Below are 25,797 nucleotides of genomic sequence, written 5' to 3'. Positions count from 1 at the left end.
CATGAATAAGAAAAAACTTTCCCACAGCAGTCTGAACAGCTCCATCACCAGTGTGCTGGCTGCTCTGCTGTGCATCCTGATTGGCCTTGTGGTCGGTTTTCTGGTGCTGCTGGCCATCAACCCGGCCCACGCATGGGGTGACGGCTTTGTGCGCATCCTGAAGGGCGGCTTCCATGACGCGCCCTACGGTGTCGGCAAGGAACTGGCAAATGCGGCTCCCCTCATTATGACCGGTCTGTCCGTGGCCTTTGCCTTCAAGACCGGCCTGTTCAACATCGGTGCGGCGGGTCAGTATACGCTGGGCGCTTACGGCGCTCTGTACTGCGCCATCATGCTCAAGCTGCCGTGGTTCGTCTGTCTGATCGCAGCCACCATTCTGGGCGGCATCTGGGGTGCAATCCCCGGCTTCTTCAAGGCCTACTTCAACATCAACGAGGTCATTACCTCCATCATGTTCAACTGGATCGGCCTGTATCTGGTCAATGAGCTCATTTACCAGAACGGCACCGGCCCCATGTACGATGTGCGCAACACCCGTACCATCAACATCAGCAAGAACGCCGATTACGCTCAGTCCATCATCCCGGATTTCGGCCTGAACAAGCTGTTCCAGACCAACAGCACCACCATCGCCATCTTCCTGGCGGCAGCAGTGGCAGTTCTGATCTGGGTGGTGCTGAACAAGACCACCTTCGGCTACGAGCTCAAGGCTGTGGGCCTGAACAAGAGCGCTGCCCGCTACGCCGGCATCAACGAGAAGAAGAACATCATCCTCTCCATGGCCATTGCCGGTGCGCTGGCCGGTTTTGGTGCGGGCCTGTACTATCTGTCCAATGTGTCCCAGTGGAACCCGCTGAACTCCACCAGCCTGCCGACAATGGGCTTCAACGGCATTTCCGTTGCACTGCTGGCAAGCTCCAACCCCATTGGCACCATTTTCTCGGCGATCTTCATTTCCCATATCTCGGTGGGCGGCTCCTTCCTTTCCACCAAGTATTACCCCACTGAGATCTCGGACCTGATCAGCGGCATCATCATCTACCTGTGCGCATTCTCCATGCTGTTCCGCGGCAAGATCCACGCACTGCTGTTCAGGAATGCCGACAAGACCAATGTGAACGCAGAGCCTGCTGCTCCTGCAAAATCTGCAACCGAAAAGGAGGGCAAGTGATATGCTGCTTCTGATCAAATATACACTGCTGTATGGCATCGTTCTGATGCTGGTGGCACTGGGCGGTATGTTCAGCGAGCACTCCGGCATCATCAACATTGCACTGGAAGGTATCATGGTCATTGGCGGTGTGGCAGGTGTTCTCACCCTGACCATGCTGCCCTCCAGTATGCCGGTCTTCCTCGTGGTGCTGATCTCTGTTCTGGTGGCGGCACTGGCCGGTATGGTGTACAGTCTGCTGCTGGCCTTTGCCTCCATCAACCTGAAGGCGGATCAGACCATTGGCGGCACAGCCCTGAACCTGCTGGCTACTGCTATTGCGGTGGTCATTGCAAAGTATTTCAGCGAGAGCGGCAGTGCAAAGCTGAACTACTCCAACAAGCCTTTCCTGTTCAGCATCGGCGGGCTGGAACTGAGCATTTTTGTGCCGCTGGGCATCATTCTGCTGATCATCAGCTATGTGGTGCTGTACAAGACCCGCTTTGGCCTGCGCCTGCGTGCCTGCGGCGAGCATCCGCAGGCAGCGGACTCTGTGGGCATCAATGTCTACAAGATGCGCTATGCCGGTGTTGTCATTTCCGGTGCACTGGGCGCGATCGGCGGTATGGCCTACATCGTGCCCCCGGTGCAGACCTGGAACTTTGAGGTGGGTGTGGCCGGCGCAGGCTTCCTTGCCATGGCTGTTATGATTTTTGGCCAGTGGAAGCCCTTCAACATCTTTGGCGCAGCCATGTTCTTTGCTGTGTTCAAGAGTCTGGCAAACATTGCAGACTCCACCTTCCTGGCACAACTGCACTGGTCCAGCAACATCTACAACATGATGCCGTTCGTGGCGTCCATGATCATTCTGGCGTTTACCTCCAAGAACAGCATGGCACCCAAGGCAGAGGGCATCCCCTACGACAAGGGATCCCGCTAAAACGACGACTCGTGATCCCAAAACAAGGGCGCAGCTGCTTTTCCGGGCGGCTGCGCCCTTTTTGGTTTGAAATTGGGCAAAGTTTACAGAATGATACTTGCTTTTGTTTGGAATTTTGCTATACTATATCTTATAATGTCGTACTATTGAAAAAAACGAGGAGCGTGATACGATGCGCGTTTATGATCTGATCGCAAAAAAGCGTGATGGCGGTACGCACAGCCGTGAGGAGCTGGAGCAGATCGTCAATGGCTATGTCAGCGGAGAAGTGACTGATTACCAGATGGCTGCATGGATGATGGCTGTCTATCTGCGCGGCATGACTGATGAAGAGACCGCAGAGCTGACCGATGTGATGGCTCACAGCGGTGTGATGGTGGATCTTTCGCCCATTCCGGGCATCAAGGTGGACAAGCACTCCACCGGCGGCGTGGGTGACAAGACCACGCTGGTCATTGCCCCCATCGTGGCGGCCTGCGGCGTGAAGATCGCCAAGATGAGCGGCCGGGGCCTTGGCCATACCGGCGGTACCATCGATAAGATGGAGAGCGTGCCCGGCACCAGAACCGCCCTCTCGCAGGAGGAGTTCTTTGCGCAGGTGAACAGGATCGGTCTGTCGGTCATTGGCCAGAGCGAGGGCATTGCCATTGCAGATAAAAAAATGTATGCCCTGCGGGATGTGACCGCAACCGTCAGCTGCATCCCACTCATCGCATCCAGCATCATGTCCAAGAAACTGGCTTCCGGCTCGGATGCCATCCTGCTGGATGTGACCACCGGCACCGGAGCTTTTATGAAAACGGTAGACCAGAGCATTGAGCTGGCCAAGCTGATGGTATCCATTGGCACCCACCATGGCCGCCGCGTTGCCGCCATGATCACCGATATGGACACCCCGCTGGGCCATAACATCGGCAACAGTCTGGAAGTGATGGAGAGCATGGATGTGCTCAAGGGCCATGGCCCCGCCGACCTGACCGAGGTCTGCCTGCAGCTGGCGGCGAACATGCTGGTGCTGGCCGATAAGGGCACTCCTGCCGAGTGCCGCGCCATGGCCGAGGCGGTGATCGCCGATGGCTCTGCCTTTGCAAAGTGCAAGGAGATGTTTGCGGCTCAGGGCGGCGATACCCGCGTGCTGGACGATTACAGCCTGTTCGAGAAGCCTGCGGCAAGCTTTGAGCTGCTGGCAGAGCAGGACGGTTACATTGTGGCGAACGATGCCGAGAAGATTGGCTCTGCCAGCGTGCTGCTGGGTGCGGGCCGACAGAAAAAGGGCGACCCGCTGGATTTTGCCGCCGGCATCACCCTGCATAAAAAGCGCGGCGACTACGTAAAGAAGGGCGAGAGCCTTGCCACCTTCTACGGCGCAGCCGATAAGTTTGAAGCTGCCGCCGCCGAGTACCGCAGCGGCCTTGGATACGGCCCTGAGAAGCCGGAGGAAGCCCCGCTGGTGTATGCCCTTGTAACGAAGGACGGCGTGGCGCGCTATTAAATGAAATAAAAGCTTCCGGGACGGTATCTCCCGGGGCTTTTTTGCGTCATTTGGCAGGTTTTTGTTGCATAACGTGGAAAACAGTGGAACTTTGGCAGGAGATATGGTATACTATGATGGATTTGTGCTGTCCCGGCAGAAGGGACGCGGAAAGAGAAAGGACTTGTTATGAAGATCATTCTGGTGGGCGGCGGCAAGGTTGGTACTGCGCTGGCGCGGCAGCTCAGTGAGGAAGACCATAATGTGACCATTGTGGATACCAACAAAGCGCGTGTGGAGCACCTGACTGAAAGCTACGATGTGCTGGGCATCGTGGGCAACGGTTCCTCGATCACCACGCTGGCAGAGGCCGGCATTGAAGACGCGGATGTGTTCATTGCCGTGACCGGTTCGGATGAGCTGAACCTGCTGTGCTGCATGTTTGCCAAAAAGGCGGGCCACTGCCATGCAATTGCCCGTGTGCGCAACCCGTCCTACAGTCATGAGCTGGACTTTATCAAAAAGCAGATCGGCATTTCGGCCATCATCAATCCGGAAATGGCTGCAGCAAAGGAGATCTCCCATCTGCTGCGCTTCCCGGGTGCAAGCAAGATCGACACCTTTGCAGACGGCCGTGTGCGGCTGATCAAGTTTGCACTCACTGCAGAGCAAGGGCTGGATGGCGTGGCCATCCGCGAGATTCCCACCCGTCTGAAGAGCGACATTCTGGTGTGTGCAGTGGAGCGCAGCGGCGGCGTGATCATTCCGAACGGTAACTTTGTACTGCAGAACGGCGATCAGGTCACCTTCCTTGCAACACAGGAAAAGGCCCACGAGTTCTTCCAGCGCATCCACCTGCCGGTGCGTCCGGTGCGCAATGCCTTCATCGTGGGCGGCGGTGCCATCGCCTTCTATCTGAGCCAGGAGCTGCTGGAAAACCACGTGCGTGTGCGCATCGTGGAGCGCGACCCTGCCCGCTGCATGGAGCTGGCCGAGCAGCTGCCCGGCGCACAGATCCTGAACGAGGACGGCTCCAACCGCGAATTCCTGCTCTCGGAGGGCATGGAGTCCACAGAGGCTTTTGTGGCCCTGACCAACATCGACGAGGAGAATGTGCTGCTGACCCTGTTTGCCAAAAAGCACTCCAACGGCAAGCTGGTCACCAAAGTCAACCGTCTGGAATTTGATGATATTCTGGCCGGTCTGGATCTGGGCAGCGTGGTCTACCCCAAGTACATGACCTGCGATTACATCGTGCAGTATGTGCGTGCACTGCAGAACGAAGCGGGCAGCAACATCAAGACGCTGTACCGCATTCTGGACGACCGCGTGGAAGCGCTGGAATTTACCGTCCACGAGGAAAGCGCTGCCACCGGTGTCCCCCTGAGCCAGCTGCACCTGAAAAAGAATCTGCTGCTGTGCTGCATCACCCGCGGCCATCAGATTTTGATCCCGCGCGGCGGCGACCAGATCCAGGTGGGCGACAACGTGATCGTGGTCACGCTGGAGCATGGTCTGCATGACCTGCGCGATATTCTGGACAAGGGCGCAGAGGGTTGACGGAGGCAGACTATGAATTATGCGATCGTTTTCCGTCTGCTGGGCTATGTCATGCTGATCGAGGGTGCACTGCTGCTGCTGCCCGCAGCGGCCAGCTGGATCTACGGCGAATGGTTCGTGCTGGGCGTGTTTCTGATCACGGCGGCAGTCAGCGCCGCCATCGGCTACGCCCTACGCGGCATCAAGCCTAAAAGCAAGATGTTCTATATGCGGGAGGGCTTTGCTGCTACCTCGCTGAGCTGGATCGTCATTTCCATCGTGGGCGCCGTTCCGTTTGTGGTGACGGGCTGCATCCCGAACCCGGTGGATGCCCTGTTTGAGACGGTGTCCGGCTTTACCACCACCGGTGCCAGCATCCTGCCCGGGGTAGAGGATCTGCCCAAGGGCATTCTGTTCTGGCGCAGCTTCACCCACTGGATCGGCGGCATGGGCGTTCTGGTGTTCCTGCTCTCGCTGCTGCCCCTGACCGGCGGCTCCCACGTCAACCTGATGAAGGCAGAAAGCCCCGGTCCGCAGGTGGATAAGCTGGTGCCCAAGGTGCAGTCTACCGCAAAGATCCTGTACGGCATCTATTTTGCACTCACCGTGCTGGAGCTGGTATTCCTGATGCTGGGCGGCATGCCGCTGTTTGAGTCCATGCTCACGGCCTTCGGCACGGCGGGCACCGGCGGCTTCGGCTTCAAGAACGACAGCTTTACCAGCTTTTCTCCCTACATCCAGTGGGTCGTGACTATCTTCATGATCCTGTTCGGTGTCAACTTCAATGCCTACTTCCTGCTGCTGCTGCGTAAATTCAACCGCGTCATCAGCGAGGAGGTGCGCGGCTACTTCGCCATTATTCTGGTGGCAATTGGCATTATCACGGCCAATATCTACAGCCTTTATAACAGCTTTGGCGAAGCGGTGCGTCAGGCAGCCTTTCAGGTGGGTTCCATCATCACCACTACCGGTTTTTCCAGCTGTGATTTTGACCTGTGGCCCACCCTCTCCAAAGAAATTCTGGTGGTGCTCATGTTCATTGGTGCCTGCGCGGGCAGCACCGGCGGCGGCATCAAGGTGAGCCGCATCCTCATTCTGGGCAAGACCCTTGGCAAGGAGCTCAAGCAGGCGCTGCACCCACAGGTGGTGGCCCCCGTCCGCATGGACGGCAAGCTGCTGAACCACGAGACCATCCGCACCACCAATGTGTTTATGGGCGCGTATTTCTTCATCTTCGTGGTCTCCTTCCTGCTCATCAGTCTGGATGGCTTTGATATGGTGACGAACTTCACAGCCATTGCAGCTACTTTGAACAACATCGGCCCGGGCCTTGCGCAGGTAGGCCCCATGATGAACTTTGGCAGCTTTACGAACCCCGCAAAGCTGGTGATGATCTTTGATATGCTGGCCGGCCGTCTGGAGATCTTCCCGATGCTGGTGCTGTTCCTGCCGGATACATGGCGCAGATTCTAAAAAGCAATTATAAAAAGCCATCTGTGATCTCCTGCTCGTATTGAGCATTTGGAAAGATACAGATGGCTTTTTTTGCGCGTAACGGTAAACCACACAAGACCTTCCCTTTTCGGGGAAGGCAGAGCTGCGAAGCAAAGACGGAAAGGCTTTTATACTTCCACTTTTTCCTGTGCCCGGTACTGCAAGGCTTCCAGCACACAGTCCTCGTCCAGCAGCTGTTTGCCTGCCAGATCGGCCACCGTGCGGGCCACCCGCAGGATACGGTCATGGGCGCGGGCGGAAAGGCCCAAAGCGTCGTAGGAGGCGCGCAGCAGCCGCTCGGCGGCAGGGGTCATGCGGCAGACGCGCCGCACCTGCCCGGCGGTGAGCTGGGCGTTGCAGAGCACACCCTCAAAACCCGGGGCGGCATAGCGCTTTGCCTGAATGGCCCGGGCGGTAAGCACCTGTTTGCGCAGATCGGCGCTGCTCTCGGAAGGGGCGACGGCGTGCAGCTCGTCAAAGGCGATGGGGTCCATCTCCACGCACAGGTCGATGCGGTCCAGCAGCGGGCCGGACACACGGCTGCGGTACTGCCGTACAGCACTGGGCGAACAGGTGCACTGCCGGGTGGGATGACCGTAGTAGCCGCACTTACAGGGGTTCATGGCGGCTACCAGCTGGAAGCGGCTGGGATAGGTGGCACTGCCTGCCGCGCGGCTCACGGTGATCTGGCCGTCCTCCAGCGGCTGGCGCAGCACTTCCAGACTCTCGCGGGAGAACTCCGGCAATTCGTCTAAAAACAGCACACCGCAGTTGGCAAGGCTGCACTCGCCGGGCCGGAACTGTGCGCCGCCGCCAGCCAGAGCTACGGCACTGGCCGAGTGGTGCGGACTGCGGAAAGGCCGTGCAGAGATCAGGCCCCGGCCCTGCGGCAGCTGCCCTGCAATGGAATAAATTTTAGTGGTCTCCACGGCTTCCTCACGGGTGAGCGGCGGCAGGATGCCGGGCAGACGCTTTGCCAGCATGGATTTGCCGGTGCCGGGTGCGCCAATGAGCAAAACATTGTGTCCGCCTGCGGCAGCAATGACCATAGCCCGCCGCGCCAGCGACTGTCCCATCACGTCCGCAAAATCCGGCACCTGTGCCCAGGCGTCTGCAGGGTCAAAGGGAACAACAGCCGCCGGGGCAAGCGGGGAGATGCCGCGCAGGGCATCTACAACTTCGCGTGCCGTGTGGGCGGGGTAGACGGCCATGCTGTCGGCACAGGCCTCGGCTGCTTCAGCGGCATTCTCGGCAGGTACATACAGGGCGTGGGTGCCATTTTCTGCTGCAGCCAGCGCCATGGGCAGCACGCCGGAAACCGGCCGCAGGGTGCCGTCCAGTGCCAGTTCGCCCAGAAATGCCGCGTCGGCAGGCACATCCTCCAGCTGGCCGCTGGCAGTGAGCACTGCCAGCAGAAGCGGCAGGTCGTACACCGGGCCGGTCTTGCGCACATCCGCCGGGGCAAGATTGATGGTAATGCGCCGGTCCGGGAACTTGAAGCCCAGATTTTTGATGGCGGCGCGCACACGGTCGGCGCTTTCACGCACAGCGGAATCCGGCAGGCCCACGATGGAAAAGGCGGGCAGACCGCCGGAAATGTCGGCCTCCACTGCCACGGCAAAGCCGCTCAGGCCGTTCAGACCAAAGCTTCTGGTAACAGAATACATGTTGTTCTCCCTTATCCCAGCGGATGATATGACGGAAAAGAATTGGCAAAAGTGGAAAATAATGGATGATTATGCCATACTTCGACACAAAAATACTTCTAAATTCATTATAGTAAAGGGCAGGAAAGATGTCAATGCGATAGAGAGGAGAGAGTTTTCCATGATGAGCAAAGAATACTGCCGCTATATCCGTACATATTCAGAACTGGAAGGGCTGCAGCATGCCCACACCCTTGTATATTGCGGCGCCGCCGCTGCGCAGGGCGTTGTAATGGAGCTGCGGCAGGAGCAGGATGGCCGGGTGCGCCGCAGCGCGGTGCTGCTGCAGGACAGTTTTGCCCGGGCAATGCAGCTGCTGCGCTACCTGTGTGAAAACAGCGTCGGTTTGGAGCAGTGGCTGGACGTTCTGGACGATGCAGGCCAGAGTTATGAACTGCTGGAAAATGCAGGCGAGGCCGGGACAGTTCCCGACTTTACCGGGAAAAACTTGGAATTTTGTGCCATATGCCGGTTTTGAACTGCAAATCTTGTTGCAGATTACGCAATTGACACATGGATGCGGAGAGTTTATATTATAAGTAGGTTTAACCAAACCTGTTCTTTTTGCGGAAAAATTTACAAAAGGTAAGGTGTGCAAGATGTATTTGGATGAATATAAGCGCTGGATGGCTGCAGAGCTGGAAGACGCTGATCTGAAGCCGGAGCTGGCCAAGATCGAGGGAAATGATGACGAGATCAAGGACCGCTTTGCTGTGGCTTTGAAGTTTGGCACCGCTGGTCTGCGCGGCGTTCTGGGCGCTGGCACCAACCGTATGAATATCTATGTTGTGCGTCAGGCCACGCAGGGTCTGGCAAACTGGGTCAAGACTCAGGGCGGCAGCCAGACTGTGGCTATCAGCTACGACAGCCGCCTGAAGAGCGATATCTTTGCCAAGACCGCCGCAGGCGTTCTGGCGGCAAACGGTATCAAGGTGCGCATTTACGATGCTCTGATGCCTGTGCCTGCACTGAGCTTTGCTACCCGTTACTACCAGTGCAATGCTGGTATCATGGTCACGGCTTCTCACAACCCGGCCAAGTACAACGGCTACAAGGCCTACGGCCCGGATGGCTGCCAGATGACCGATGATGCTGCTGCCATCGTGTACGATGAGATCCAGAAGACGGATGTGCTGACCGGTGCAAAGTACATCTCCTTTGCCGAGGGCGTGGAGCAGGGACTGATCCGCTTTGTGGGCGACGACTGCAAGAAGGCACTGTATGATGCCATTGAGGCCCGTCAGGTGCGCCCGGGCCTGTGCAAGACTGCCGGCCTGAAGCTGGTGTACAGCCCGCTGAATGGTTCCGGTCTGGTGCCTGTCACTCATGTGCTGAACGATATGGGCATCACCGATATCACCATCGTGCCCGAGCAGGAGTACCCCAACGGCTACTTTACCACCTGCTCCTACCCGAACCCCGAAATTTTCGAGGCTCTGAAGCTGGGTCTGGAGCTGGCAACCAAGACTGGTGCCGACCTGATGCTGGCCACCGACCCCGATGCCGACCGCGTGGGCATTGCCATGAAGTGCCCGGATGGCAGCTATGAGCTGGTATCCGGCAACGAGATGGGCGCTCTACTGCTGGATTACATCTGCGCAGGCCGCATCGAGAAGGGCACCATGCCCAAAAACCCGGTGGCCGTCAAGTCCATCGTATCCACTCCTCTGGCCGATGCCATTGCCGCACACTACGGCGTGGAAATGCGCAGCGTGCTGACCGGCTTCAAGTGGATCGGCGACCAGATCGCAAATCTGGAAGCTGCCGGTGAGGTGGACCGCTTCATCTTTGGCTTCGAGGAGAGCTACGGCTATCTGGCCGGCCCCTATGTACGCGATAAGGATGCCGTCATCGGTTCCATGCTGATTTGCGAAATGGCCGCTTACTACCGCAGCATCGGTTCCTCCATCAAGCAGCGTCTGGAAGAGATCTATAAACAGTATGGCCGCTACCTGAACAAGGTGGACAGCTTCGAGTTCCCCGGCCTGACCGGCATGGAGAAGATGGCTTCCATCATGCAGAAGCTGCGTGATGACCCGCCCGCCGAGCTGGCTGGCCACAAGGTGGTCAAGGTGACCGACTACAAGAAGCCCGAGGAGACCGGCCTGCCCGCTGCAAACGTGCTGATCTACACACTGGAAAACGGCGCTACCGTTGTGGTGCGTCCCTCCGGCACGGAGCCGAAGATCAAGACCTACTTCACCACTCTGGGCAAGGATCTGGCTGAAGCACAGGCACAGAAGGATGCTCTGGCTGCTGCCATTGAGCCGATCCTGAAGTAAACTCCATCAAGAACAAGTTTGTGCCCCTCTGCTGTGTGCAGAGGGGCATTTTTGCTGTAGAATATTGGTTGCAGTTTGGGAAGTTATACGCTATAATAAAATATGGCTTACTATAGGAATTGGGCAGGTGAAGAAATTGGAAAAGAGAGTATCCGCAGTGCTGGTGGCGGCGGGGTCTTCCACACGCATGGGCTTTGACAAGCTCAGCTTTGATCTGGGCGGCGAGACCGTGCTGCACCGCAGCATCCGCGCGTTTGAACAGGACCCGCTTGTCACGGAGATCGTGCTGGTGGCCGGTAAGAACCGCGCCTTTGTGGAGCAGCAGGCAGCAGACTGCACAAAGCCTGTGCAGATCGTAACGGGCGGCACCACCCGCGCCGAGAGCGCAAAAAACGGCGTGCTGGCGGCAGCAGGGGAGCTTGTGGCAGTGCACGACGCGGCAAGACCCTTCGTCAGTCAGGCCGTCATCACAGCAGCGCTGGAAGCAGCGGCCAGGTGCGGCGCAGCTGCACCTGCCGTACCGGTAAAGGATACCATCAAGGCTGCAGCGCGCGGCAACGGAAAGACCGTGCCGGATGCCTGCCTTGTGTACACAACGCCCGACCGCAGCACCCTGTATGCGGTGCAGACCCCTCAGTGCTTTGACCGCGCAGAGTACCTTGCTGCGCTGGAAGAGCTGGATGCCGAAAAAGCCCGCCTTGTCACCGACGACTGCAGCCTGTTCGAGCTGACCGGCCGCGCCGTGCAGCTGACGCAGGGCGATTACGCCAATTATAAGATCACGACCCGCGAGGACTTGCCCCGCCCGGATCAGAAAGAGGAACACAAAATGCGCATTGGACATGGTTATGACGTGCACCGTCTGGTGGAAGGCCGCAAGCTGATCCTGGGCGGCGTGGAAGTGCCTTTTGAAAAAGGCCTGCTGGGCCACTCGGATGCAGATGTGCTGGCCCATGCGGTGATGGATGCTGTGCTGGGTGCCGCTGCGCTGGGGGATATCGGCCAGCATTTCCCGGACAATGACCCGGCTTACTCCGGTGCCGACAGCCTGAAGCTGGCCCGCCGTGTGGCCGAAATTTTAAAGGAGCACGGCTTCCGCATTGAAAATATCGACGCGACGCTGTTGTGTCAGCGGCCCAAGCTTGCGCCGTACATTCCGGCCATGCGCCAGAATCTGGCCGATGCCTTCGGCCTGCCGGTGGATGCCGTGAGTGTAAAGGCCACCACCGAGGAACATCTGGGCTTTACCGGTGAGGGGCTGGGCATTGCCGCCCACGCTGTTGCCCTGATCGAAACACTGTAAACGGGAGCGTGTACCAATGACTCTGAACGCGATCATTGCAAATTTCCAGACCTTCAAACTGGTCGATTTGCTGGATATCATCATCATTTCCTTCCTGATTTACCAGCTGCTGGGCATTGTCAACCGCACCCGCGCCGGCCAGCTGTTCAAGGGTGCGCTGCTGGTGATGGCCGTCTATCTGGTGGCAGAAACGCTGAACATGCGTACCGTTACATGGCTGCTGAACTCACTGCTGCAGGTAGGCCTGCTGACGCTGGTGGTGCTGTTCCAGCCAGAGATCCGCCGTGCGCTGGAGCGCATGGGCCAGACCGACCAGTGGGCCGCCAAGCTGTTCAATGTCAAAGGCCGCTATAACGATCCCAGCCTGAAAGGTGCATGGCGCAGCGCCATCATTGCCATCTGCGATGCGGCAGAGCGCTTTTCTGAGACCAAGACCGGTGCACTGATTGTGCTGGAACGCCACACGAACCTTTCGGAGATCGTGCGCACCGGCACGCCGGTGAACAGTGCGGTCAATCTGGAAGTGCTGGGCACCATTTTCTACGAGGGCACGCCCCTGCACGATGGTGCTGCCATCATTGAGAATGGCCGCATCAAAGCCGCGGGCTGTGTGCTGCCGCTTTCCAACAATCTGGATCTTGGCAAGGATATGGGCACCCGTCACCGCGCCTGCCTTGGCATTGCCGAAAATTCCGACGCCATCGCCATCGTGGTCAGCGAGGAGACCGGCATCATCTCCATGGCAAAGAACGGCGTGCTGATCCGCCATTTTGACCGCCAGACCCTGTATACCCGTCTGGTGGATGAGATGATCCCTAAGGAGACCACCACCGAAAAGACGACGGTCAGCGGCTGGCGCGGTCAGCTGGACCGTCTGTGGAAATGGGTCAGCCAGAAGGAGGACGATGCGCAATGAACAACGAACCCAACAAGAAAAATGGCGCAAAGCCTGCGGTCGCCCATAAGAAAAACATTCTGGACGACCGCCGCATCCGGCTGGCACTTTCGGTGCTGGGCGCCATCGTTGCATGGATGGTGGTCACGATCATCGTCCAGCCCGGCACCACCAACACCATTTACAATGTGCCGGTGGATTATACCTACGATTCCGCTGCTTACACCTCCCGGGGCCTGAGCATCGTCAGCGCACAGGACAAGACCGTGAACCTGAAGATCTCCGGCGACGGCTACACCATCGGCGGGCTGACGGCTTCCGACTTTGTGGTCTACCCGGATTTTTCCAGCGTACGCGACAGCGGCGAAAAGACCCTGCGCCTGCTGGTACGCGGTGCCAACGGCCTGCTGAACGGTGTGACCGTGACCATGGAAGGCAATGACAACACGGTGGATGTGGTGTTTGACGTGGTGGAGGAAAAGACCCTGCCCGTTACCATTACCACCAACTACCTGACCATCGCGGACGGCTATATCCTTTATAGTACGGATGTTTCCAAGGAGAATATCACCCTTTCCGGCCCCAGCAGTGAGCTGGATAAAGTTGCTACCTGCACAGCAGAGGTGACCTACAGCGGCGAACTGACCGAGTCCGTCACGCTGAACACGCCGCTGCGCTTCTATACCTCCGGCGGCAAGGAAGTCAAGTTTGAGTACACGGAGCTGGAAGAGAACAGCGTGGATGTGACCTTGCAGGTGTACAAGATGGCAACGCTGCCGGTGGACGTGAATTTCATCAATGCACCGCGTGATTTTGATGATTCGGTGCTGGTATATGCACTCAGCCGCAAGCAGCTCAAGGTGGCAGGTCCGGCAGCCAAGATCGATATGCTGTCCACGCTGCCCATCGGCAATATCGACCTTTCCACCTTTACACTGAACAAGAGCTATGAGCTGCCCATCGACCTGCCCGCAGACATCTATCTGCTGGATAACATTTCCACCATTACGGTCAGCTTTGACTGTTCCAATCTGGGCACCAAGACCATGAACCTGCCCAATACCTGCGTGCAGGTGGTCAACCTGCCCTCTACCTACCAGCTGACGGTGCAGACCGAACGCCTGATGAATGTAACGCTCTGTGGCCCCAAGGGTGCGATCGAAACGCTGACCCCGGAGCAGGTGGTCATTGAGATCGATGCCGAGGATTTCTCGGTGGCGACCGGCGAGCAGAACATCGCCTGCCGCCTGTATGTGCCCTCCAACGGCAAGATCTTTGCACTGGGCAGCTATGTGCTGCAGTGCCGCATCGAAAGCAACTGAAACAAAAAGGAACACACGATAACATGATTCTGGTTCGCAACATCCGTCTGCCGCTCTCTGCCGGAGAGCCGCAGGCATTTGAAAAAGCCCTGCACGCCGCCCGCATCCCGCGCGGAAAGGTGCAGCATCTGGGCGTGGCAAAGCTCTCGGTGGATGCCCGCCACGGCCAGCCCAAGCTGGTGTATACCGTGGCTGTCACCCTGAAAGAACCTGCCGAGGAAGCGGCTTTTGCAGCCCGCTGTGGTGATGCTTCTCTGCAGCAGAAGGTGGATTTTTCGGTGCAGAATGGCATCCAGCCACTGGCACATCGGCCTGTGGTGTGCGGCCTTGGCCCGGCGGGCCTGTTTGCAGCGCTGCTGCTGGCCCGGCAGGGCTATCAGCCCATTGTGCTGGAGCGCGGCCCGGCGCTGGACAAGCGCGTAAAGGCAGTGGAACATTTTTCTGCTACCGGCGAACTGGATGTGAATGCGAACATTCAATTTGGCGAGGGCGGTGCCGGTACTTTCTCGGACGGCAAGCTGACCACCCGCATCGGCGATGAGCTGTGCGGTTTTGTCACCGAGGTGTTCCTGCAGCACGGTGCGCCGGAGGAGATCGCCTGGAAGCAGAAGCCCCATGTGGGCACCGACCTGCTGCGCGGTGTGATCACCTCTATCCGCAAGGAGATCGAAGCTCTGGGCGGTGAGGTGCATTTCAACACGGCCCTGACCGGCTTTGAACAGAAAAATGGTCAGCTCACCGGCATTTTTACCACAAATGGCACCTTTGCCTGCGAAGCTTTAGTGTTCGCGGTGGGCCACTCGGCCCGCGATACCTTCGGGATGCTGATGGACGGCGGCCTGCAGCTGGAATGCAAGCCGTTCAGCGTGGGCTTCCGCGCCGAGCATCTGCAGAGTGAGATCGAAAAGAGCTTATATCACGAGGCTGCCGGGCATCCGGCTCTGCCGCGGGGCGAGTATCAGCTCTCCCAGCATGTGGGGGAGCGGTGCGTTTACACCTTCTGCATGTGCCCCGGCGGGCAGGTGGTGGCATCGGCCAGCGAGGAAGGCCGTGTAGTGACCAACGGCATGAGCTTTCACGCCCGCAATGGCAAAAATGCCAACGCGGCCGTGGTGGTGAGCGTGGGCGGCAAGGATTTTGCAGACGATCCGCGCCGGGCCATCGCGTTCCAGCGGGAACTGGAAGCCAGAGCCTACGCCGCTGGGCGCAGTGCAGGGGAGTATGCCGCTCCGGCAGAGAACATCCAGAGCTTTCTGGAAGGGCGCGGCCAGCTGAACATTGGACGCGTGCAGCCTACCTATGACCGCGGCGTTGCTGCGGCAGACCTCGGTGCACTGCTGCCGCAGGAGCTGGCCGAAACGCTGCGGGCGGGCCTGCGCGCCTACGAGCGCAAAATTGCGGGTTATACCGCGCCGGAAGCGATCCTTACGGGTCTTGAGACCCGCACCAGCAGCCCGGTGCGGCTGAAGCGGGAAGAAAATTTTGAATGCACCCAGCTGGCAGGTCTGTATCCCTGCGGCGAGGGTGCCGGATATGCGGGCGGCATCATGAGCGCCGCCGTGGATGGCCTGCGGGTGGCCCGCGCCATCATCAGCCGGTATGCACCGGCAGAAGGGTGAGAAGAATTTGATGAACGATCGTGAAAACGATACAATGAGGGAAAATGAGGGCCGTCAGGTGCAGCAGGAGCTGGAAGACCAGCTGCGCGCCTTTGGCGATACCGTGTCGGATGCCTTTGCCCATGGCTTTGAGGGCAAAGGGGAGGACATTGGCGACCGCGCCTATGGTGTGGGCCGTGCGGCGGTGAATGCTGCAAACTTTGGCCTTGGCGAAGCGGCAAAGGCGTTCCGCAGAAGCCGGGATGAATACTACCGCAGCCGCCAGAATGCGCAGAATACGAAAAAACAGGGCTTGAATGAGGACGATATCAACGCGCAGGCCGCAGGTGTTTCCGGCTGGTTCCGGCAGATGTTCGGCAAGGCAGAGACGACCCCGGCAGATGAGATCCGCGCCAGTGCCAAAAAGCGCTACAGCGCAGGCTGCGCATTGCTGGCAGTCGGCATTACGTTTACGGTGATCTTTGGCATCACGGCGGTTTCCTGTCTGGGTGCGGCGGGCCTGTTTACGCCCAATACGGCTGTTCTGCAGGCTCTTCTGCAGGACAGCTTTATGGCTGAAAATGCTGCAGCCATGGGCAGCTTTGCGCTGGGGGCGGTGCGGATCACCGGCTGGTGCTTTGCGGCTGTCACCGCCGTGTTCGTGTGGATGATCACTGCCGGTGCATCCCGCCTGAAGGCCAGCAAGACGCTGCTCCGTCTGGCCGAGGCAGCAGAAGGCTTTGACTGCAAAAAGGGCCTGCCGCTGGAAGCCGTGGACGAGAAAAAGGCCCGTGCCCTCAAGCGGGTGCGCAGATTCATCCGCAATGGCTGGCTGAGTGCATGGGTGGACGAAAAAGCGGAAAAGCTTTACCTGACTGCTGAGGATTACCGTGCCGCGCAGGAAGCTGCCGCAGCCTCCAAGGCACCGCCGCAGCCGGAACCGGCGACAGAAAAAACAGACGATGTGCCGCTCAATCTGGAAACGGCGCGCCGCTTTGCCGCCGTGCTGCAGCAGGAAAAACAGCTGATGCAGGATGCGCAGGGCCGCGAAGAGCTGGACCATATGCAGACCACCACCACTGCCATCTGTGACTGGCTGGAAGCACACCCGGAAAGCCTGCCCAAGGCCCGCCGCTTTGCGGAATACTATATCCCCACCACCCTCAAGCTGCTGCACACCTACAACGATGTGCAGGGCCAGCAGGGCGAAAACGCCGAGACCATCCGCCGCGATATCGCGGGCATCCTTCACACGCTGAATCAGGCCTACGACACCCTGTACGATACGCTGCTCTCGGATGTAGCGATGGATGTCTCTTCTGAGATCGCTGCCCTGCAGGGAATGCTGGCCAACGACGGCCTGACGGGAGGAAATTTTGAATGACCTACCGTGCATGGAATCTGAAGCCGCTGGACCGTGCCGCGCTGCGGGAGCTGACGCAGGCGATTGCGGAGCAGGCCACCGAAGAACTGGAATATAACGCACAGGACGACGAGCCGTGGAGCGAGCAAAAATATGCGGCCGCCCTTGCCGCCCAGCAGAAGGAAAATGCCCTGTTGGCGGGCGTGCTGACGGCCCGCGGCATCACCGACCCTACCGAAGCACTGACCCTGCTTGCCGGTGAGGAAGAATTGAGCGACCCTTCGCTGCTCACCGATATGGACAAGGCCTGCGAGCGCATCTGGCGGGCCATTGACGAGGGCGAGACCATTGTGGTGTTCGGCGATTATGACGTGGACGGCGTGACGGCCACGGCCCTGCTGTACCAGCATCTCAAGGGCATGGGGGCTACCGTAAAATGTATGCTGCCCAGCCGCGAGGGCGACGGCTACGGCCTTTCGCGCAATGCCATCCGTTCCATCCACGATAAGGGCTGCAAGCTGATCGTGACGGTGGATAACGGCATTTCTGCTGTGGAAGAAGCCGATTATGCCGCTGAACTGGGTATTGACCTGATCATTACCGACCATCATCTGCCGCCGGAAACTCTGCCCAAGGCCATTGCCGTGGTAGACCCCCGTCGTGAGGACGACACCAGTCCCTTCAAGGGCCTGTGCGGTGCGGGCGTGGCGTTCAAGCTGTGTGCCGCACTGGATGGCTGCCCGCCGGAAGAAATGCTGGACTACTGCGGCGACCTTGCCGCTGTGGGTACTGTGGCGGACGTGATGCCGCTTACCGGCGAAAACCGCACCCTTGTCAAGGCGGGCCTGCGCCAGCTGCAGAACACGGACCGTCCGGGTCTGGAAGCGTTGCTGGAAGAGGTGGGCCTTGCGGGCAAACCGGTCACCGCAGAAAATGTCAGCTACGCCATTGCGCCCCGCATCAATGCGGCTGGCCGCATGGACAACGCTGTTACGGCTTTGCAGCTGGTGATGTGTGAGGACCCGGACCGCGCCGCAGAGCTGGCCCATAAACTGAACGAGATCAATACAAAGCGTCAGGAGACAGAGCTGCAGATCTTCAAGGCCGCGCAGGAACTGCTGGAACAGGAACCGGAGCGGCTGGAAGACCGCGTGATGCTGCTGTGGGGCCGCGATTGGCACCCCGGTGTCATTGGCATCGTGGCATCCCGGCTGGTGGAACGCACCGGCCGACCTGTGATCGTGGTGACGATCGACGAGCACGGCGAATGCAAGGGCAGCGGACGCAGCGTGCAGGGCTTCAATTTGCATGCCTGCATTGGTGCCTGCGCAGATCTGCTCATCCGCTACGGCGGCCATGCCATGGCTGCGGGCCTTTCGGTGCGGGAAGAAAATCTGCCCGCTCTGCGCCGCCGCCTGAACGACTGGGCAGCACGGGAATGCCCGGTGCTGCATACCACCCCGCTGGAGTGCGACCTGCCCATCCATCTGGACCGTGTGACCGTGGAAAGTGTGCGGAAGCTCGACCAGCTGGCTCCCTATGGGGCCGAGAACCCGACCCCGGTGTTCCTTTTGCAGAACGCCGTGCTGGATGGGGTATACCCGGTATCGGAGGGCAGGCACAGCCGCCTGCGCCTGCGGCAGGGCAATGCCAGCGTGTATGCCGTGTGGTTCGGTATGCCGCCGGAACAGCTGCCCTATGCCATGGGCGATGTGGTGGATGCTGCGCTGAACCTTTCGGTCTACGATTCGCCCCGGGGCGCACAGCTTTCGGGCCGCATTCTGGACCTGCACCCGGCAGGGCTGGGCACAAAGCTTGCGGAGCAGGCTGCTTTTGTGGCGGCGCTGCGCCGCGGCACACCCCTGACCGAGGAACAGAAAAAGCTTATTACGCCTGAGCGCAGTGATATCGTCACAGTGTACCGTGAGCTGCAGGCGCGCCGCTGGCACGCAGAAGATCTGCAGCCGCTGTGCGCAAAACTGGGCGAGGAAAATACAGGCAAAACGCTGGTGGCGGTCACGGCTCTGGAACAGGTGGGACTGATCGCCACGGTGGAAAAGGGCGGAGCAAAATATCTGGATCTTGTGCCTGCGCAGGGCAAAAAGAACCTTGCCGATGCCCCGGTCCTGAAATGTTTGGAGGGAATGTAAAATGCCAGAGGGAAAGAAAACTGCTGTCCCTGCACCGAAGCCGGTGCGGGAAGAGGATCTCTACTCCGCAAAGACCCACCTGCATCAGCCGGTACCGGTGCAGGAAACGGCTACCGTTTCTGCAACAGCACAGCTGGCCGATGCACCGGAAGGAACTCTGCCTTCGGAGGTGCGGCCGGAGATCGTTACCTGGGAAAAGCTGTGTGAGGCCATCAAGGCCAGCGGCCGCTCCTACAATATGGAGATGATCGAAAAGGCATATGACCTTGCCAACACTGCCCACAAGGGGGTGTGCCGCCGCAGCGGCGAGCCGTATATCTGCCATCCGCTGGCTGTGGCACGGCTGGTGCTGGATCTTGGTATGGACTCCGAGAGCATTGCTGCGGCCCTGCTGCACGATGTGGTGGAGGACACTCCCACTACGCTGGACGACCTGAAAGCTGCCTTTGGCGAGGAAGTTGCCCTGCTGGTGGACGGCGTGACCAAGCTGACCAAGATCCAGTTCTCCAACATTGAAGAACTGCAGGCCGAAAACCTGCGCAAAATGCTGCTGGCCATGAGCCGCGATGTGCGCGTGATGATCATTAAGCTGTGCGACCGGCTGCACAACATGCGCACCGGTGATGCATGGCCGGAACAGAAGCGCCGCGATAAAGCCCGCGAGACCATGGAGGTGTATGCCCCCATCGCCAACCGTCTGGGCATCCTGAACGTGAAGGAAGAGCTGGAGGACCGCAGCCTGCATTACCTTGACCCTGTGGGCTACGAGGAGATCAGCCGGATGCTCAGTGAGCGTGCAGGCGAGGAGTTCCTTGCAAAGGTGTCCGGTGTGATCGAGCGGCGGCTGGCCGAGAGCGGCATTGAGGGTGCCACCATCAAGCGCCGCGTCAAGAGCATTTACGGCATCTATCGCAAGACCATCATGCAGAACAAGTCCTTTGATGAAATCTACGATATCTATGCGGTGCGTGTCATTCTGGATACGCTGGCCGAGTGCTACAGCACTCTGGGCCTCATCCACGATATGTACCATCCGCTGCCCAACCGCTTCAAGGACTATATCTCCACTCCCAAGCCCAATGGCTACCAGAGCCTGCACACCACCGTCATCGGCCACGAGGGCATCCCCTTTGAGGTGCAGATCCGCACCCGCAAGATGGACGAGCAGGCCGAGTACGGCGTTGCGGCCCACTGGAAGTATAAAGAAGGTCTGGATGGCCACGACAAGCTGGACGAACGTCTGGCATGGGTGAGCCAGCTGTTGGAAAACCAGCGCGTCAGCGAGGATTCCGGCAATCTGCTGCACGACCTCAAGAGCGACCTGCTGCCGGAGGAAGTGTTTGCCTTTACCCCCAAGGGCGATGTCATCAACCTGCCCACCGGCGCCACCTGCATCGATTTTGCCTATGCGATCCATTCGGCGGTGGGCAACCGCATGGTGGGCTGCAAGGTGAACAACCGCATGGTGCCCATCGACCACATCGTTTCCACCGGCGAGATCATCGAAGTGATCCTTGGCCCGGCGGACAAAGGCCCCAGCCGCGACTGGCTCAAGATCGTGCGCACCAGCGAAGCGAAGAGCAAGATCCGAAACTGGTTCAAAAAGATGCGCCGCGAGGAAAATATCACGCAGGGACGTGATGCGCTGGCCCGTGAGCTGCGCAGGGAAATGATCATCATTCCGGACGACCAGCTGGACGATTTTATCAACAGCTGTTCCCGCCGCCTGCGCCAGAACAATGCCGAGGAGCTTTATGCCGCCATCGGCTACGGCGGCATGACCATTGCCAACTGCCTGCCCAAGCTCAAGGAGGAGTGGCAGAAGCTGAAAACTTCGGAGGAAAAGGCCGGGGAAGACCTGCCTAAGGTGGATCTGAGCCGTGTGCACGCTACCGACGGCGTGGTGGTGGAAGGCTTCGATAACACCCCCATCAAGTTTGCCAAGTGCTGCAGCCCGCTGCCGGGCGACCCCATCGTGGGCTTTATCACCCGCGGCTTTGGCGTTTCTATCCACAAGCAGAGCTGCGTGAACGCCATTTCCAGCATGAAGGATCCCACCAACGCCCCCCGCTGGGTCAAGGCGTACTGGGCCGACAGCGTCAAGGACAGCTATAAGGCCGGCATTGAGATCATCGCGCTGAACCGCAACGAGCTGCTGCAGGATGTGCTGGCTGCGCTGGCGGATATCCGGGTGCCCATCTATGCGGTGAACGCCCGTCAGGTGGAAAACAACTGCGCCATGGTCAGCCTGACCATCGGCATCAACAATACCGAGCACCTCAACCGTGTGGTCGCAAGACTTTCCAAGGTAAAGGACGTGCTCAAGGTGACAAGGAGCTAAAACATGCGTGCAGTCATTCAGGCGGTCTCTTCCGCCAGTGTGCGGGTAAACGGCGGTGAGCCGCGGGCCATCGGGCCGGGCCTTATGATCCTGCTGGGTGTCAGGGATACCGACAGTCTGGACATCGTGCCCAAGCTTGCCGATAAATGCGCGGGCCTGCGCATCTTTCCGGACGCAGAGGGCAAGCTGAATCTCAGCGCAAAGGACCTTGGCTATTCGGCTCTGGTGGTGAGCCAGTTCACCCTTTACGGCGACACGAAAAAAGGCTACCGGCCTAGCTTTATCAAGGCCGCAAAGCCGCCGCTCTCCGTGGATGCTTATGAGCTGTTCCTTGCAGAGATGAACAAACAGGGCCTGAAGGATGTTCAGCACGGCGAGTTTGGCGCGGACATGCAGGTGGCTCTTGTGAACGAAGGACCCTGCACCATTATCATCGATACCGACGAGTGGAAGAAAAAGGAGTGACCGCCATGCAGGCTTTTCATATTCCGGGCGCTGCGCCGCTGTATACCAATACCTTCCTGCTCATTTCCGACGCAGGCCATGCCGTGATCATTGATCCGGCGGCAGATGCGCAGACCTACGATAAAATTTTAAAGGAAAACAATGCGCAGCTCACCACCATCCTGTGCACCCACGGCCACTACGACCATGTGGGCAGCGCCGAAGCCTTGCGCACCGAGTGGAACGCAAAGCTCTACTGTGAGGCTGCCGACCTTGCAGGCGACCGCATGTATCCGCTGAACGCAGCGGACTGCGGCTACGCAGAAGGGGAGACTGTCTCGGTAGACGAGCTGCAGTTCACGGTCTGGCACACGCCCGGCCATACGCCCGGCGGCGTGGTGCTGCTGTGCGGCGAGTATCTCTTCTGCGGCGATACCCTGTTTGCAGGCAGCATCGGCCGTACCGATCTGGAGGGCGGCAGCAGTGCACAGATGGCCGAGAGTCTGCGTAAACTGGCAAAGCTGCCCATCCCGCGCAGTACGCAGGTGCTGCCCGGCCATGGCGAGTTCTCCACCTTTGGCGATGAACTGGACAACAATTACTTCATCCGCAGCGCTGTGCGCGGCAACAATGATTTATTTTAAAGAGTGAACAACATGAAGATTTATATTACCGGCCTGCCTTCCGGCTACGAAGTGGAGCATCTGGTGCGTTTGTTTTACCCCATGGCACCGCTCACCCTCACCCCGCCGGAGAACGCCGAGGACTGCGTCTGGGCAGAAAAAACGCCGGACGGTCTGCATGCACTGGTGCGTCAGGACGGCAGAAGTGCTGAACGACACGCACCGCTGCCCGCGCCTGTGGAACAGGGCGGCGAGACCCCGGAATTCAGCCTTGCCAGCCTGACCTATGATCTGCTGCGGGATTGGACCGGCATCCGCCCGCCATGGGGCAAAATGACCGGTGTGCGCCCGGTGCGGCTCATCCACGACAAGCGCGCCGCAGGCTGGACGGAAGCGGAGATCGACCACTTTTTCCTTGACCGGTTCGACTGCTCCCAGCAGAAATACCAGATGGCCAAGGCCATTGCCGACCTGCAGGAGCCGATTTTGAAAGTGGGCAATGAACCCGGGACCTACAGCCTGTACATCGGCATCCCGTTCTGCCCGTCCCGGTGCAGCTACTGCAGCTTTGTCAGCTGCAATCTGGACCGCGACCGCAAGATGGTGCAGCCCTATGTGGACTGCCTGTGCAAAGAGGTGGAAGAGATCCGCATTCAGGCAGAAAAGGCGGGGCTTACCCTTTGCAGCATCTACATTGGCGGCGGCACGCCCACCAGCCTGTCTGCCGACCAGCTGCGGCAGCTGATGGGCACGGTCCGGGCGAATTTTGACCTCTCGAAGGTCGTGGAATATACGGTGGAGGCAGGCCGTCCGGACTGCACGGATGCCGAAAAGCTGGCGGTCATCAAGGAATACGGCGCTACCCGCATCTCCATCAACCCGCAGACCTTCTCGGACGAGGTGCTGGCGGGCATTGGGCGCAAGCACTCGGCGCAGGACATTCTGGACTGCTATGCCGAAGCGCGCAAGGCCGGTCATGATGATATCAACATGGACCTGATCGCCGGTCTGCCCGGCGATACGGTGGAAAGTTTTGAGCGCAGCCTGCGGCAGGCCATCGCGCTGGACCCGGAGAACATCACCGTGCACACCCTCACCCTCAAGCGCGCTTCCCGCATCGTCATTGAGGACCAGAAGGAGAACGACTACGCCGATGTAGCCGCCATGCTGGAAAAGTGCCATCTGCTGGCCGAGGCGGGTTATCGGCCCTACTACCTCTACCGCCAGAAGAATACCTTGCAGAACCTGGAAAACGTGGGCTGGTGCAAGCCGGGCCACGAGGGATATTACAACATCTATATCATGGAGGAAGTCCAGACCATCCTCTCCGCCGGTGCAGGCGGCAGCACCAAGCTGGTGGCCGACGGCGGCAAACGGATGCAGCGCATTTTCAATTTTAAGTATCCGAACGAATATATCCAGCGTTTTGCGGAGGTGCTGGAACGCAAAAAAGGAGTGGCTGATTTTTATGATCACGATTTGGGTACCCAAACGTCTGGTTGAGATCGATCTGTACAATGTGGCAGCCCGCAGCCCGCAGGCACTTGCCGACCTGAGTGAGCAGAGCTATGCCCAAAGGGTAGATTACGCCGCCCAGAAAGTGCAGCTTTCCGGCGCAAAGATCGTCATGCTCACCGGCCCGTCGGCCAGCGGCAAGACCACCAGCGCCCACTGCATTGCAAAGGCTCTGCAAAAGCGCGGGACCCCGGCGCAGGTGGTCAGTCTGGATAATTTCTTCAAAGGCGCAGAGTTCTATCCGCGCCTGCCGGACGGCACGCTGGACTACGAGAACCCCGATACGCTGGATCTGCCTCTCATCAAGCAGTGCCTGCGGGAGCTGAGCGAGACGGGCAAGACCGTGCTGCCCATCTACGATTTCTCTGCCGAAAAGCGCTCGGCAGAGGTGGAGCCCATCGACCTGCAGGGCGGTGTATGCATCGTGGAGGGCATCCATGCGCTGAACCCGGAGCTGACCGGCCTTGTAAAGGGCGACGACATCTACCGCATCTATGCAGGCCTGCGGGAGGAATACTGCATCGATGGCCGCCGCGTCATCAACACGCAGGATATCCGCCTGTGCCGCCGCACCCTGCGGGACGCTGCAGCGCGCGGCCGCAGCCCGGAAAAGACCCTTGCCATGTGGGACCGCGTGCTGGACGGTGAGACGCGGTATATCAAGGGCTTCAAGACCACGGCAGATTTTCTGCTGGATACCTCCTTTACCTACGAGCTGGGCCTGATCTCCAAGCTGCTGGGCGTGGTGCGCCGTCAGTTCACGCTGGAAGGCCACAATGCAGAGCTGTGGGACGAGACAGCCCGCCGCTTTGAGCATGTGGCACCGCTGGAGCTGGAGCTGCTGCCGGAGGACAGCATGCTGCGGGAATTCTACGGCGGCGCAGCCGACCGCAGGGCACAGAATGCCGATGTGTGAACTTATCGTGTAAATTTAGGCCGAATGCGAAAAAATTGTTTCCAAACCGGCACCGAACTGTAAAAAATGCGGCCCGTTCGTTGCAAATGAGCGGCTTGTGCGCTATAATGGAGATAACATCCGCACATGGCCCACGATAAACAGGCCGATAGTAAGAGAGGTGTCTTTTATGGATTTCAACAAGATCAAGGAAATGGGTCTGGAATATGCCGAAAAAGGCAAGAACGCTGCGCTGGATCTGGCCGAAAAGGGCAAGACTCAGGCTTTGATCGTAAATGAGCAGGGCAAGCTGCTCAAGGCACAGCGCCAGCTGGGCGCACTGGTGTACAGTCTGGCCAAGGGCAAGGAAGAGAACCAGCCGCTGGTGGATAGGTATATCGAGATGATCGATCACATCGAGCAGGAGATCGCCCGCCTGAAAGCATCCCTGACCCCGGCGGAAGCTGCCGAGGCGGAATATGTGGTGCACGAGGAAGTTCCTGCCGACCAGCCGGAAGCCCCTGCTGCCGAAGCTGTGCCGGAAGAGCACAAAGCCTGCCCGCAGTGCGGTGCTCCCGTCTCGGACGATGCACTGTTCTGCAACAAGTGCGGTGCACAGCTGTAATAAAACGGTTCAGCAACAGGGCGGCGCTCCCCACAGGACACCGTCCTGTTTTTGCGAGCGGAAAATGCAGGCGAAATGCGGGAAATTTGCGCACTTTGTCTTGCAAAACTGCATGAGATGCGATACAATATACAGTATCTT

At 59.0% G+C, this 25,797-nt stretch carries 20 protein-coding genes; 19 read left to right on the top strand and 1 reads right to left on the bottom strand.

What is annotated here, in order from left to right; translation table 11 throughout:
* Position 1 precedes the first annotated feature (1 nt).
* The 5 genes from DXA66_RS07745 to DXA66_RS07725 all read left to right on the top strand — a co-directional run bounded on the left by DXA66_RS07745 (position 2) and on the right by DXA66_RS07725 (position 6,573).
* Positions 2-1,171 (top strand): ABC transporter permease, encoded by a 1,170-nt coding sequence (locus DXA66_RS07745; RefSeq protein ID WP_118528001.1) that lies wholly within the window; start codon positions 2-4, stop codon positions 1,169-1,171.
* A gap of 1 nt (position 1,172) precedes the next feature.
* Positions 1,173-2,090 carry an ABC transporter permease gene (locus DXA66_RS07740; protein WP_118527999.1) on the top strand — a complete coding sequence of 306 codons (918 nt, stop codon included), beginning with the start codon at positions 1,173-1,175 and terminating at the stop codon, positions 2,088-2,090.
* 172 nt (positions 2,091-2,262) lie between these two features.
* Positions 2,263-3,582 (top strand): thymidine phosphorylase, encoded by a 1,320-nt coding sequence (locus tag DXA66_RS07735; protein ID WP_118527997.1) that lies wholly within the window; start codon positions 2,263-2,265, stop codon positions 3,580-3,582.
* Between the two features lie 168 nt (positions 3,583-3,750).
* Positions 3,751-5,121 (top strand): Trk system potassium transporter TrkA, encoded by a 1,371-nt coding sequence (trkA, locus tag DXA66_RS07730; protein WP_118527995.1) that lies wholly within the window; start codon positions 3,751-3,753, stop codon positions 5,119-5,121.
* A 12-nt stretch (positions 5,122-5,133) separates the two neighbouring features.
* Positions 5,134-6,573 carry a TrkH family potassium uptake protein gene (locus tag DXA66_RS07725; protein WP_118527993.1) on the top strand — a complete coding sequence of 480 codons (1,440 nt, stop codon included), beginning with the start codon at positions 5,134-5,136 and terminating at the stop codon, positions 6,571-6,573.
* A 149-nt stretch (positions 6,574-6,722) separates the two neighbouring features.
* Here DXA66_RS07725 and DXA66_RS07720 read toward each other — a convergent pair whose 3' ends face one another.
* The gene (locus DXA66_RS07720) at positions 6,723-8,261 is read right to left on the bottom strand and encodes a YifB family Mg chelatase-like AAA ATPase (RefSeq protein WP_118527991.1); all 1,539 of its coding nucleotides are present in this window, start codon (positions 8,259-8,261) and stop codon (positions 6,723-6,725) included.
* 160 nt (positions 8,262-8,421) lie between these two features.
* Between DXA66_RS07720 and DXA66_RS07715 the strand changes: the two genes are divergently transcribed.
* From DXA66_RS07715 to DXA66_RS07650, 14 genes are all read left to right on the top strand, one after another.
* Entirely contained in the window at positions 8,422-8,778 is a 357-nt protein-coding gene (locus tag DXA66_RS07715; protein WP_180806617.1) for a hypothetical protein, read from the top strand.
* 121 nt (positions 8,779-8,899) lie between these two features.
* Positions 8,900-10,582 carry a phospho-sugar mutase gene (locus DXA66_RS07710; RefSeq protein ID WP_118527989.1) on the top strand — a complete coding sequence of 561 codons (1,683 nt, stop codon included), beginning with the start codon at positions 8,900-8,902 and terminating at the stop codon, positions 10,580-10,582.
* A 127-nt stretch (positions 10,583-10,709) separates the two neighbouring features.
* Positions 10,710-11,885, top strand: a complete 1,176-nt coding sequence (gene ispF, locus DXA66_RS07705; protein WP_371287949.1) for a 2-C-methyl-D-erythritol 2,4-cyclodiphosphate synthase — start codon at positions 10,710-10,712, stop codon at positions 11,883-11,885.
* A 16-nt stretch (positions 11,886-11,901) separates the two neighbouring features.
* Positions 11,902-12,801 carry a diadenylate cyclase CdaA gene (cdaA, locus tag DXA66_RS07700; RefSeq protein ID WP_005940107.1) on the top strand — a complete coding sequence of 300 codons (900 nt, stop codon included), beginning with the start codon at positions 11,902-11,904 and terminating at the stop codon, positions 12,799-12,801.
* Positions 12,798-14,102 (top strand): YbbR-like domain-containing protein, encoded by a 1,305-nt coding sequence (locus DXA66_RS07695; RefSeq protein ID WP_118527987.1) that lies wholly within the window; start codon positions 12,798-12,800, stop codon positions 14,100-14,102. The genes cdaA and DXA66_RS07695 overlap by 4 nt, the downstream gene beginning before the upstream one ends.
* Before the next feature lie 23 nt (positions 14,103-14,125).
* A complete protein-coding gene (locus tag DXA66_RS07690; RefSeq protein WP_118527985.1) occupies positions 14,126-15,721 on the top strand; it encodes an NAD(P)/FAD-dependent oxidoreductase in 1,596 nt (531 codons plus the stop codon).
* 10 nt (positions 15,722-15,731) lie between these two features.
* Complete coding sequence (locus DXA66_RS07685) at positions 15,732-17,084, top strand: 5-bromo-4-chloroindolyl phosphate hydrolysis family protein (protein WP_243089055.1); 1,353 nt, start codon at positions 15,732-15,734, stop codon at positions 17,082-17,084.
* A complete protein-coding gene (gene recJ / locus DXA66_RS07680; protein WP_097778152.1) occupies positions 17,081-19,213 on the top strand; it encodes a single-stranded-DNA-specific exonuclease RecJ in 2,133 nt (710 codons plus the stop codon). Before DXA66_RS07685 ends, recJ begins: the two co-directional genes overlap by 4 nt.
* A gap of 1 nt (position 19,214) precedes the next feature.
* Positions 19,215-21,554 (top strand): bifunctional (p)ppGpp synthetase/guanosine-3',5'-bis(diphosphate) 3'-pyrophosphohydrolase, encoded by a 2,340-nt coding sequence (locus DXA66_RS07675; protein WP_097778151.1) that lies wholly within the window; start codon positions 19,215-19,217, stop codon positions 21,552-21,554.
* A gap of 3 nt (positions 21,555-21,557) precedes the next feature.
* A complete protein-coding gene (gene dtd, locus DXA66_RS07670; RefSeq protein ID WP_005940113.1) occupies positions 21,558-22,019 on the top strand; it encodes a D-aminoacyl-tRNA deacylase in 462 nt (153 codons plus the stop codon).
* 5 nt (positions 22,020-22,024) lie between these two features.
* Positions 22,025-22,642: an MBL fold metallo-hydrolase gene (locus tag DXA66_RS07665; RefSeq protein ID WP_118527981.1), complete on the top strand. Its 618-nt coding sequence runs from the start codon at positions 22,025-22,027 to the stop codon at positions 22,640-22,642.
* A gap of 12 nt (positions 22,643-22,654) precedes the next feature.
* Positions 22,655-24,124 carry a coproporphyrinogen dehydrogenase HemZ gene (hemZ, locus tag DXA66_RS07660; RefSeq protein WP_118527979.1) on the top strand — a complete coding sequence of 490 codons (1,470 nt, stop codon included), beginning with the start codon at positions 22,655-22,657 and terminating at the stop codon, positions 24,122-24,124.
* Entirely contained in the window at positions 24,090-25,052 is a 963-nt protein-coding gene (locus DXA66_RS07655) for a uridine kinase (protein WP_097778148.1), read from the top strand. Before hemZ ends, DXA66_RS07655 begins: the two co-directional genes overlap by 35 nt.
* Positions 25,053-25,221: 169 nt before the next feature.
* Complete coding sequence (locus tag DXA66_RS07650; protein WP_118527977.1) at positions 25,222-25,656, top strand: zinc ribbon domain-containing protein; 435 nt, start codon at positions 25,222-25,224, stop codon at positions 25,654-25,656.
* The last annotated feature ends 141 nt before the right edge of the window (positions 25,657-25,797 follow it).

It is taken from the genome of Faecalibacterium sp. OF03-6AC (genome assembly GCF_003478175.1).
GTDB classification, from domain to species: Bacteria; Bacillota; Clostridia; order Oscillospirales; family Ruminococcaceae; genus Faecalibacterium; species Faecalibacterium taiwanense.
The sequence above is the reverse complement of the archived record's forward strand: the minus strand, read 5'-3'. Positions and strand labels throughout refer to the sequence as shown.